This is a genomic window from Herbaspirillum sp. BH-1 (genome assembly GCF_002870055.1).
Classification (GTDB): domain Bacteria; phylum Pseudomonadota; class Gammaproteobacteria; order Burkholderiales; family Burkholderiaceae_D; genus Herbaspirillum; species Herbaspirillum frisingense.
On sequence record NZ_PKOI01000037.1, the window covers coordinates 1 to 11,663 of the forward strand.

Consider the following 11,663-nt stretch of genomic DNA (forward strand, 5'->3'; position numbering starts at 1 on the left):
CCGCCGCGCCTGAAGCGCCCGCCGCCCCCCAGGCCCGTACCGTGGTGATCGATACTCCGGTGCGTGCCGGCCAGCGCATCTATGCGCGTGGCGCCGACCTGGTGGTGCTGGCCGCCGTCAACAACGGTGCCGAACTGATCGCCGACGGCTGCATCCACGTCTACGCGCCCTTGCGCGGCCGGGCGCTGGCCGGTGCGTCGGGCAATACCGAGGCGCGCATCTTCGCCGCTTCACTGGAAGCGGAACTGGTTTCCATTGCCGGAGTCTATCGAACCTTCGAGAACGGTCACGCGCCGGAGCTCGCGGGCAAGCAGGTGCAGGTGCGCCTGCAGGGCGAACGCATCGACGTGCTGCCGATGTCGGCGTCGTGAGCCTCCGGTGACCATCATCATCTAAACGAATAATCGGGCCGGACCCCACCGGCGTACTGTTCTTCTTAAGGAGTTTTTCGTGGCAAAAATCATCGTTGTGACTTCGGGTAAGGGCGGCGTCGGCAAAACGACGTCCAGCGCCAGTTTCGCATCGGGCCTGGCCATGCGTGGCCACAAGACGGCCGTGATCGACTTCGACGTCGGTCTGCGCAACCTGGACCTGATCATGGGCTGCGAGCGCCGCGTGGTCTACGACCTGATCAACGTGATCAACAAGGAAGCCACGCTGAACCAGGCCCTGATCAAGGACAAGCACTGCGACAACCTGTTCATCCTGCCGGCCTCGCAGACCCGCGACAAGGACGCCCTGACCGAAGAAGGCGTGGAGCGCGTGCTGGGCGACCTGTCGAAGATGGACTTCGAATACATCATCTGCGATTCGCCGGCCGGCATCGAGCATGGCGCGGTGATGGCACTGACCTTCGCCGACGAGGCCATCGTGGTGTCCAACCCGGAAGTGTCGTCGGTGCGCGACTCGGACCGCATCCTGGGCATCATCCAGGCCAAGTCGCGTCGTGCCTCGGCCGGCGGCGAGCCGGTCAAGGAGCATCTGCTGATCACCCGCTATTCGCCCAAGCGCGTGGAAGACGGCGAGATGCTGTCCTATACCGACGTGCAGGAAATCCTGCGCATTCCCCTGATCGGCATCATTCCCGAGTCGGAAACCGTGCTGCAGGCCTCCAACCAGGGCTCCCCGGCCATTCACCTGAAGGACTCCGACGTGGCGCAGGCCTACCAGGACGTGGTGTCGCGCTTCCTCGGCGAGACCGTCGAACTGCGTTTCACCACCTACGAAAAGCCGGGTCTGCTGCAGCGCATCTTCGGAGGTAAGTGACATGTCCCTGCTTTCTTTCCTGTTCCCCAGCAAGCCCAAGAGCGCGGTGGCGGCGAAGGAGCGGCTGCAGATCATCATCGCCCGCGAGCGCTCCAATGGCCGTCAGGGTCCGGACTTCCTGCCGGCCCTGCACAAGGAACTGATCGAGGTCATCTCCAAGTACACCAAGGTCAATGCCGACGACATCAAGATCTCGCTGGACCGCCAGGGCAACCTGGAAGTGCTGGACGTGAACGTGGTGCTGCCCGACAGCGACGTCCCGGCGGCCTGACGCGACGGTCGCCACCGATGCAAGGGCAGCCCTGGCTGCCCTTTCGTCCATCTGAGTCTCCTTGTCGATAACCTGCCCTTGTCCAGCCTGATGCCATGAAGATCGGGATCATCTCTTCCGACGCCGATACCGTCACGCTGGTGACGCAACTGGCCGAACGTCACGACGCCACCGTCTATCGTGGCGCCGATGGCTTTGCTGCAGCCTGCGACGATGGCGCCCAGCTGGTGGTGCTGGACCTGGATGACGTGCAACGGCATCTCCAGGCGATCACGGTGCTAGTGCAACGCCATCGCCCACCGGCGGCCGCCAAGGCCAGACCGGTATTGCTGCTGTTGTGCACGCCGGCGCACCAGGCCTGGCTGCGCAGCCTGCTGCTGGCCGGTGCCGACGATTTCCTGGTGAAGCCGGTGCGGCGCCAGGAACTGGCTTTGCGCCTGGACCTGCTGCTGCTGGCCGCGCAGCCCTATGAGGCGCCGCCCAGCATCGTCGAGGCCGGCGGTTTCATGGTCGACCTGGCGCGCCTGCGCGTGACCCATCCGGGGCTGCCGCATCTGGATGCCACGCTGACCCGCAAGGAGGCCGAACTGGCGTTGCTGTTCATGCAGCACCTGGGGCGCCCGCTGTCGCGTGCCTTCCTGCAGGAGCGCATCTGGGGCGCCGAGCCGGAGACCCCGACCCGCACCATCGATACCCATGTCTCGCGCATCCGGACCAAGCTGGGCCTGCAACCGGCCAATGGCTACCAGCTGGCGACCGTCTACGGCTACGGTTATCAGCTGGAACGGCTGGAATAGCCGCCGGGGCCGGTCAGCGGGCTGTTGTTTTTGTCGTTTCCAGTGAACGCCAAACCTGATCCATGTCACAGACATATACCGATTATCGGGGACCGCCCCAACCCGAAATGGCCCGAAGAGTATAATTATTCCCAAAACCGGGGCCGAAACTGTTCGAAATTGTCCGTTTCGGGACTCATAGATCGCACCATCCCAGCTCATCGGCACTGCTGCCGCGCACTCCATGCATTTGCTCGCTGTCGGACTCAACCACACTACCGCGCCTGTCTCGCTGCGCGAGAAAGTGGCCTTCCCCGCTGACCAGATCGGTCAGGCGGTGTCGTCCGCGCGTGCCTGGTTTGGCGGCAATGACAAGATCATCGCCAGCGGTGAAGCGGCCATCCTCTCCACCTGCAACCGCACCGAGCTGTATGCCGCGGCGGCGGCCGGACGCGACGGGGTGGAGTTCGCCATCGACCGCACCGCGCAGTTCCTGGCCGATTACCATCACATCCCCTACGCCGACCTGCGCCCCTATCTGTATTCGCTGCCGCAGGACAATGCCGTGCGCCACGCCTTCCGCGTCGCTTCTGGCCTGGATTCGATGGTCCTGGGCGAGCCGCAGATCCTGGGCCAGATGAAGGATGCGGTGCGCCAGGCCGACGCCGCCGGCGGGCTTGGCACCTACCTGCATCAGCTGTTCCAGCGCACCTTCGCGGTGGCCAAGGAAGTGCGCACCACGACCGAGATCGGCGCCCATAGCGTGTCGATGGCGGCAGCGGCGGTGAGGCTGTCACAGCGCATCTTCGATTCGATCTCGGGCCAGAACGTGCTCTTCATCGGCGCCGGCGAGATGATCGAACTGTGCGCCACCCACTTCGCCGCGCAGAATCCCAAGACCCTGACGGTGGCCAACCGCACCATGGAGCGCGGCGAAACCCTGGCCCATCGCTTCAACGGCCGCGCCATCCGCCTGGCCGACCTGCCGGCGCAGTTGGCCAGTTTCGACATCGTGGTCTCCTGTACCGCCTCGCAACTGCCCATCATCGGCCTGGGGCTGGTGGAACGGGCCGTCAAGGCGCGCCGCCACAAACCCATCTTCATGGTCGACCTGGCCGTGCCACGCGACATCGAAGCCGAAGTCGGCCGCCTGGATGACGTCTTCCTCTACACCGTGGACGACCTGGCCTCGGTGGTCCAGAGCGGCGTCGAAAACCGCCAGGCAGCGGTGGCGCAGGCCGAGGCCATCATCGAGACCCGCGTGCAGTCCTTCATGCACTGGATCGACAGCCGCGCCATGGTGCCGCTGATCCAGGACCTGCAGGAAACCGGTGAGGCCCTGCGCCTGGCCGAACTGGATCGCGCCCGTCGCATGCTGGCCAAGGGCGACGACGTGGAAGCCGTCCTGGAAGCCCTCTCCAAGGGCTTGACCGCGAAGTTCCTGCACGGCCCGCAACAGGCCCTGCACCACGCCCAGGGCGAACAGCGCAGCCAGCTGGCTTCGCTGCTGCCGCAACTGTTCCGCGCCAAGCGTTAGCGTTCCCCTCTCCCGCCGCCTGCATCCTTGCCTGATGCCGACGGCTGATCGTGCTGCCTTTCCCGGGCCGCCGATATCTCCTTCTTCCCCTGTTTTACGTTACCGGATTCGACACCCATGAAACCATCGATGCTCGCCAAACTCGACCAGCTTGCCGAACGGCTGGAAGAGCTCAACAGCCTGCTGGCCCAGGAAGATGCCACCGCCAACATGGACAACTTCCGCAAGATGACCCGCGAACACGCCGAACTGGGGCCGCTGGTGGCGCTGTATCACGATTACGTGCAGGCCGGCGACGACATCCGCACCGCCCAGGAACTGCTGTCGGACCCTGACATGAAGGCCTTCGCCCAGGAAGAGATCGACGGCGCCAAGGCACGCATGGAGGCGCTGGAACTGGACCTGCAGAAGATGCTGCTGCCGCGCGACCCCAATGACGAACGCAACATCTTCCTGGAAATCCGCGCCGGCACCGGTGGCGATGAATCGGCCCTGTTTGCCGGCGACCTGCTGCGCATGTACACGCGTTATGCCGAACGCCAGCGCTGGCAGGTGGAGATCGTCTCGTCCTCCGAATCGGAACTGGGTGGCTACAAGGAAGTGATTGCCCGCATCGTCGGCTTCGGCGCCTATTCGCGCCTGAAGTTCGAATCTGGCGGCCACCGCGTGCAGCGCGTGCCGGCCACCGAAACCCAGGGCCGCATCCACACGTCGGCCTGCACGGTGGCGGTGATGCCCGAGGCCGACGAGGTCGAGGATGTGGACATCAACCCGGCCGATATCCGCATCGATACCTACCGGGCCTCCGGTGCCGGCGGCCAGCACATCAACAAGACCGATTCGGCCGTGCGTATCACCCACCTGCCCACCGGCATCGTGGTGGAGTGCCAGGACGACCGCAGCCAGCACAAGAACAAGGCCCAGGCCATGAAGGTGCTGGCCGCGCGCATCAAGGACGTGCAACTGCGGGAACTGCAGTCCAAGGAGGCGGCCACCCGCAAGTCCCTGATCGGCTCGGGCGACCGCAGCGAGCGCATCCGCACCTACAATTACCCGCAGGGGCGCATGACCGACCACCGCATCAATCTCACGCTCTACAAGCTGGACTTCATCATGGATGGCGACCTCGACGAACTGACCAATGCGCTCATCACCGAACACCAGGCCGAACTGCTGGCGCAGCTGGGGGATGACTGAGCGGTCACGGAACCAGGTTTTCCTGCACCGGTCTCAGGCTGACCATGCGGCCTGTTCGGGGGAACAGAGTGCAGGGTCCCCGGGATGTCTCTACAATCGCGTCATGGCCGGATTGCCGCAGCCATGAGAATCCCACCAACCAAGACAATTTCGAACAACAACCATGAAATCATCCAAACCGGTTTTCCTGCTGGTGGCGCTGGTGTGCGCCGGCCTGCTGGGCTTTGCCATGTATCTGCAGATCGTCGAGGAAATGCAGCCCTGCCCGCTGTGCGTGATCCAGCGCTACATGTTCGTGCTGGTGGGCATCTTTGCGCTGATCGGCGCCGGCCTGCCGGCCGGGGCGCGTCGCGGTAGCGCGGCACTGGGCCTGCTGGCCGCGCTGGGCGGCGCCGGCACGGCGATCTGGCATCTGTATGTGAAGGCGCATCCGGGGGTCTCCTGCACCACCGATCCGCTGGAAACGGCGCTGAACCAGCTGCCCACCGCCAAGCTGCTGCCACAGATGTTCACCGCCGACGGTTTCTGCTCGGCCCCGTGGCCGCCGGTATTCGGACTGCAGATCCCGACCTGGTCGCTGATCTGGTTCGCCGTGCTGGCCGTAGTCCTGGCGGTCCAGGCCTTCAAGCGCGCGCCGCGCACCACCATCTGGAAATGATGGAACCGCTGTCCAGCTACGCCGGCTGCACGCTGGCCACCGTATTGAAGACGGCGCCGCTGGACCCGCTGGAAAACCGCATCCTGCTCTGCCACGCCCTGCGCCTGACACGGGTGCAACTGATCACGCAATCGGAACGGCGCCTGGACCAGGCCGAGTCCGATGCGCTCAAGGCCCTCTACGCACGCCGTCTGCGGGGCGAGCCGATCGCCTATATCGTGGGCCTGCGCGAGTTCTATGGACTGGATTTCCGGGTAACACCGGACGTGCTGATCCCGCGCCCGGATACCGAACTGCTGGTGGAGCTGGCCATGGAGCGCCTGCCCACCGGCGGCGCCTTGCTGGACATGGGCACCGGGTCGGGCGCAATTGCTGTCTCCATCGCTCATAGCCGCCCCGATGCGGTGGTCACGGCGCTCGACGCCAGCGCGGCCGCATTGGCCATCGCACGCGAGAACGCCGCCGCCCACCAGGCCCGCGTGACCCTGCTGGAGAGCGACTGGTACGGCGCCCTGGCCAAGGACCAGCGTTTTGCCGTGATCGCCTCCAACCCGCCCTACATCGTCGACGGTGACGTCCACCTGTCGCAAGGCGACCTGCGCTTCGAACCGGTCGATGCCCTCACCGACCACGGCGATGGCCTCTCCGACCTGCGCACCATCATCGATGGCGCCCCGGCACATCTGCTATCGCAAGGCTGGCTGTTGATGGAACACGGCTACGACCAGGCCGCCGCGGTGCGCGCCCTGCTGGCCGGTACCGGCTTTACGGACGTGCAAAGCTGGCGCGACCTGGCCGGCATCGAACGCGTCAGCGGCGGCCGCCTGGCCTGACGCGCTCACTCCACACCCTCAGTCCACTCCACAGGGGCCGCTCAAGCCGCCTGTTTTCCGCCATCCTGCGGTGATTGCGGTGCTTGCGACGGCCCCTGGCCCAGTTGAGCCAGCAATGAAGCCTCCTTCAGTTTTGCATCCTGCAAGTGACGTTCCTTGACATGCCCATAGCCCCGAATCCCTTCCGGGACGCGGGCCACGGCAATGACCTGCTCCAGATTGGCCGGTGTCAGTTGTGACAAAAGGCGCATGAGGGTGTCGCGATAGGCGCCGATCAGGGCGCGCTCCTGCCTGCGTTCCCCGGTATAGCCGAAGGGATCGAAGGCCGTGCCACGCAGGAAGCGCAAGCGGGCCAGCACGCCAAAGGCCGGCATCATCCAGCTGCCGAAGGCCTGCTTGCGCAGGTGGCCCTTTTCATCGCGGCGGGCCAGCAGTGGCGGCGCCAGGTGGAAGCGCAGCTTGTAGTCGCCCTCGAACATGCCGGCGATCTTGGCGCGGAAAGCCGGATCGCTGTGCAGGCGCGCGACCTCGTATTCATCCTTGTAGGCCATCAGCTTGAAGAGGTAGTTCGCCACTGCCCGGCTCAGCTTGAGGCCGCGACCGGCCTCGCCCAGCGCGCTCTCACGCTGGCGCACCTGCTCGACGAAATCACGATAGCTGCGGGCATAGGCGGCGCTCTGGTAATCGGTCAGGAAGGCCACGCGACGCTCCACCAATTCATCCAGCGATGGCGTCCGTTTGAAATCGATCACCTGCGCACTCGTGCCATTACGACCGGCCGCATTGAGGACGAACTCGACGTCATGCGCCGCCACCCGGCCCCAGGCGAAGGCCTGCTTGTTGAAGTCCACCTGCAGGGCATTGAGCTCGATGGCGCGCAGCAGGGCGGCTTCCGACAAGGGGACCCAGCCCTTTTGCCAGGCATAGCCCAGCATGAACATATTGGTCGCGATGGCGTCCCCCATCAGGGCGGTAGCGATCCGGCCGGCATCGACCAGCGACAGGTTGTCGCGCCCGCAGGCCTGGGCGATCTCGCCCTCACTGGAGGCGGTGGGGAATTGCCAGTCGGGATTGCGCACGAAGGCTGCCGTCGGCATCTGCGTGGAATTGACGGCGGCATGGGTACGCCCCTCTCCCATGCGTGACAGGGCGTCGCGGCCCGCCGTGACGATCACGTCGCAACCAATGACCAGATCCGCCATGCCGGTACCGACACGGGTGGAATGGATATGCGCTGCGTCCTCGGCCACGCGCACGTGCGACATCACCGGCCCGCCCTTCTGTGCCAGGCCGCTCATGTCCAGCACCGAGCAGGCGCGACCTTCCACGTGCGCGGCCATGGCGATGATCTGACCGATGGTGATCACGCCGGTGCCACCGACGCCGGTAACCAGGATGCCGTAGGGCTGGGCCAGCCCCGGCAGCACGGGCTGCGGCAGTGCCGGCAGGCTCGGGCCGGCGGCGGCCTTGGCACGGGCGGGCTTCTTCAACTGCCCGCCTTCCACCGTCACGAAGCTGGGGCAGAAGCCGTTGACGCAGGAATAATCCTTGTTGCAGGACGACTGGTTGATCTGGCGCTTGCGGCCGAACTCGGTTTCCAGCGGTTCCACCGAGAGACAGTTCGACTGCACGCTGCAATCGCCGCAGCCTTCGCACACGGCCTCGTTGATGACGGCGCGCTTGGCCGGGTCCGGGTAGGCATTGCGTTTGCGCCGACGACGCTTTTCCGAGGCGCAGGTCTGGTCGTAGATCATGGCCGATACACCCGGCTTCTCACGCAGCTCGCGCTGGACCGCATCGAGTTCGCTGCGATGGCGGATGGTCACGCCTTCGGCCCAGCGGGCGCCGGCCGGATACTTGTCCGGCTCGTCGGTGACCACGATGATCGGCCCCACGTTCTCGGCGGCCAGCTGGCGCGAGATCATGGCCGGATCGAGCGGGCCATCGAACTCCTGGCCGCCGGTCATGGCGACCGCATCGTTATAGAGAATCTTGTAGGTGATATTGACCTTGGCGGCGACCGAGGCCCGTACTGCCAGCAGCCCGGAGTGGAAGTAGGTGCCATCGCCCAGATTGGCAAACACGTGCTTCTCGCTGGTGAAAGGCGCCTGCCCGACCCAGGTCACACCCTCCCCGCCCATGTGGGTGAAGAGATTGGTTTCACGGTCCATCCAGGTCACCATGTAGTGGCAACCGATACCGGCCAGGCCACGGCTGCCATCGGGCAGTTTGGTGGAGGTATTGTGCGGACAACCTGAACAGAAATGCGGGATGCGGTCCTTGTCGGGATCGGGCTTGCTGCTGATGTTGAGTGCGGCTTCCTTGGCTTCCAGATAGGCCACGCGGGTGCGCACGCGCTGCTCCACCGGATGGCCGGCAAAGTAGCGCGAGATGCGGGTGGCGATGGCGCGCGCGATCTGCGCCGGGTTCAGTTCATAGGTGGCCGGCAGCAACCAGTTGCCATGGCCTTCGCGCTGCGATCCACTCCATTCGCCGGTGTCGTCGAACTTGCCGACCACGCGCGGGCGCACATCGTCGCGCCAGTTGTAGAGCTCTTCCTTCAACTGGTATTCGAGGATCTGGCGCTTCTCTTCCACCACCAGGATTTCATCCAGTCCCTGGGCGAATTCACGTACGCCTTCGGCTTCCAGCGGCCAGGTCATGCCGACCTTGTAGAGACGGATACCGATGTCGGCGGCGACCTGTTCGTCGATGCCCAGGTCTTCCAGGGCCTGGCGCGTATCGAGATAGGACTTGCCGGCAGTGATGATGCCGATGCGCGCACGCGGGCTGTCCCAGATGATGCGGTTGAGCTTGTTCACGCGGGCGTAGGCCAGCGCGGCGTACCACTTGTAGTTGATCATCCGCGCTTCCTGGCCCAGCACGGTGTCGGGCTGGCGGATGTTGAGGCCATCAGGTGGCAGTGCGAAGTCTTCCGGCAACTGGATCTTGACGCGATCGGGATCGATCATCACCGACATCCCGGACTCCACCAGGTCGGTCACGCACTTCATGGCCACCCACAGGCCGGTATAGCGGCTCATGGCCCAGCCGTGCAGACCGTAGTCGAGGTATTCCTGCACCGAAGACGGATAGAGCACCGGGATACCGCAGGCCTTGAGGATGTGTTCGCTCTGGTGCGCAGCGGTGGAGGACTTGGCGGCATGGTCGTCGCCGGCGATCACCAGCACGCCGCCATGCCTGGACGTACCGGCCATGTTGGCATGCTTGAACACGTCGCCACAGCGGTCCACGCCCGGTCCCTTGCCGTACCACAGCGAGAAGACGCCATCGTATTGCGCGTCCTTGAAGAGATTGACCTGCTGCGTGCCCCACACGCTGGTGGCCGCCAGGTCCTCGTTCATGCCGGGATGGAAGCGGACCTGTTTCGCTTCGAGGTATTTGCGGGCCTTCTCGGCGGTCTGGTCGACCGCGCCCAGGGGCGAGCCGCGATAGCCGGTGATGAAGCCGGCGGTATTGAGCCCGGCGCGTTCATCGTATTGCCGCTGCAGCATCGGCAGGCGCACCAGCGCCTGGATGCCGGTCATGAAGACGCGGCCGCGCTCCAGCGCATATTTGTCGTCCAGGGATACATCGTCCAGCAGCAGGCGTTGCCCGGCGGGTAGGGGTGCGTTCATGTGGTCTCCGTGCCAAAAATCTTGTTTTTGCCTGCACATGCTCCCGGCAGCAGAATCAGAATCTCGGAATTCGTCGCGCTGTCGGGAAAAGGGAACACCTCGGCCTTGTGGGCCGGGTTTTCTTAATGTTGTGGTATCAAGTTAGCACAAGGGTGATCGCCCCGCTACGCACGCTGCAGCAGGGTTTCCGGGCTTTTTTGACATACCGGAAACACTTTCCGCAGGTCCTGCGGCAATCCCGGCGATAGGGAGGAGAAAATGCCGGAAAGGTGAAAACAACCATATTTCCGGCTGAAAAAAAATGGGCGGCAAGTTCAGTTGTTACAAGCAAGACGTGAATGTAACAACCAGTAAAAGCCATTGGACGAGGTTCTGCGCTGACGTTTAATAGACCTCACTTGAACAGCGATTGATTGGTTATCCGTTACTGTGCAAGGTTCCTCCCCTCTAGTGTTGAAAGCACCACTAGCTCGCGGATCCGGCCCCCCCTGCCGGGTCCGCTTTTTTTATGTCGGCAGGGTTGATCAGGGCTGGTCGAAGGGTCGTGGAGGCGGCGTCTTCCCGGTCGAAGGTGGCAACAATGGCAGGCTCACGCGCGGCTGCTCGCCGGTCAGGGTCTTGAGGAAAGCGACGACCTTGGCGTTTTCATCGGCACTGAACTGCCGACCCAGCTGCAGGCGGGCCATGGTATCGACGGCTTCGGTCAAGGTGGCGGCAGCGCCGTCATGGAAGTAGGGATAGCTCAGCTCGACGTTGCGCAAGGTCGGCACCTTGAAGTGGTGACGGTCTTCTTCCCTGCCGGTGACATCGGCGCGACCCAGGGCCGGATTGCTGGTCAGGTAGGGAGCGACCAGGCCCATCTTCTGGAAGGAATTGCCGCCCACCGCAGGACCGTTGTGACAGGCCACGCAGCCGGCCGACTTGAACAGTTTGTAGCCGTCCAGCTCGTTCCTGGTGAGCGCCTTGCGGTCGCCCTTGAGCCATTTGTCGAAACGCGAATTGGGCGTGACCAGGGTTTCTTCGAAGGCGGCAATGGCCTGCGTCACTTCATCGATACCCAGACGGTCGTTACCGAAAGCCTGCCTGAAGGCAGCCACATAACCCGGAATGGACTGCAGCACATCCACCGCCAGGGCATGCGAGAAGGCCATCTCCTTGGGGTTGGCAATGGGGCCAGCGGCCTGGGCCTTGAGATCGGCGGCACGTCCGTCCCAGAACTGCGCGGCATTGAACCTGGCATTGAGCACGGTGGGCGAATTGATCGGTCCCTGTTGCCACTGGTGGCCGATGGAAGTCTTCAGGTTGTCCGTCCCGCCCATCGACAGGTTGTGACAGGAGTTGCAGGAGATGGCGCCGGAGCGCGAGAGGCGGGGATCGAAGAACAGCTGCTTGCCCAGCTCGACCATGGCGCGATTGCTCACGCGGGCGGGCTGGACGGGTGTGATCGGCTCTTTCCCGGTGGTGGCGGTGGTGACGGTGGTGGTGGG

At 64.3% G+C, this 11,663-nt stretch carries 10 protein-coding genes; 8 read left to right on the top strand and 2 right to left on the bottom strand.

The features are described from left to right. The 8 genes from minC to prmC form a co-directional block, all read left to right on the top strand. On the top strand, window positions 1–371 hold a 371-nt coding region (gene minC / locus HBH1_RS24485), incomplete at its 5' end, for a septum site-determining protein MinC (RefSeq protein ID WP_102664727.1). Between the two features lie 79 nt (window positions 372–450). After that, window positions 451–1,266, top strand: coding sequence for a septum site-determining protein MinD (gene minD, locus HBH1_RS24490; RefSeq protein ID WP_102664728.1), 816 nt, complete (start codon window positions 451–453; stop codon window positions 1,264–1,266). Between the two features lies 1 nt (window position 1,267). Further along, window positions 1,268–1,537: a cell division topological specificity factor MinE gene (gene minE, locus HBH1_RS24495; protein ID WP_006465131.1), complete on the top strand. Its 270-nt coding sequence runs from the start codon at window positions 1,268–1,270 to the stop codon at window positions 1,535–1,537. Between the two features lie 95 nt (window positions 1,538–1,632). Then, a complete protein-coding gene (locus HBH1_RS24500; RefSeq protein ID WP_102664729.1) occupies window positions 1,633–2,334 on the top strand; it encodes a response regulator transcription factor in 702 nt (233 codons plus the stop codon). Window positions 2,335–2,557: 223 nt separating this feature from the next. Then, window positions 2,558–3,850 carry a glutamyl-tRNA reductase gene (gene hemA, locus HBH1_RS24505; RefSeq protein ID WP_006465133.1) on the top strand — a complete coding sequence of 431 codons (1,293 nt, stop codon included), beginning with the start codon at window positions 2,558–2,560 and terminating at the stop codon, window positions 3,848–3,850. A 117-nt stretch (window positions 3,851–3,967) separates the two neighbouring features. Next, a complete protein-coding gene (prfA, locus tag HBH1_RS24510) occupies window positions 3,968–5,047 on the top strand; it encodes a peptide chain release factor 1 (RefSeq protein ID WP_102664730.1) in 1,080 nt (359 codons plus the stop codon). A gap of 163 nt (window positions 5,048–5,210) precedes the next feature. After that, window positions 5,211–5,705 (top strand): disulfide bond formation protein B, encoded by a 495-nt coding sequence (locus HBH1_RS24515; RefSeq protein WP_102664731.1) that lies wholly within the window; start codon window positions 5,211–5,213, stop codon window positions 5,703–5,705. Continuing rightward, window positions 5,705–6,538, top strand: coding sequence for a peptide chain release factor N(5)-glutamine methyltransferase (gene prmC, locus HBH1_RS24520; protein ID WP_102664732.1), 834 nt, complete (start codon window positions 5,705–5,707; stop codon window positions 6,536–6,538). The genes HBH1_RS24515 and prmC overlap by 1 nt, the downstream gene beginning before the upstream one ends. 41 nt (window positions 6,539–6,579) lie before the next feature. Here the strand turns inward: prmC and HBH1_RS24525 are convergent, their stop codons facing one another. Further along, window positions 6,580–10,176: an indolepyruvate ferredoxin oxidoreductase family protein gene (locus HBH1_RS24525; RefSeq protein WP_102664733.1), complete on the bottom strand. Its 3,597-nt coding sequence runs from the start codon at window positions 10,174–10,176 to the stop codon at window positions 6,580–6,582. A 524-nt stretch (window positions 10,177–10,700) separates the two neighbouring features. Then, window positions 10,701–11,621: a cytochrome-c peroxidase gene (locus HBH1_RS24530; RefSeq protein ID WP_233207699.1), complete on the bottom strand. Its 921-nt coding sequence runs from the start codon at window positions 11,619–11,621 to the stop codon at window positions 10,701–10,703. Between the last annotated feature and the right edge of the window lie 42 nt (window positions 11,622–11,663).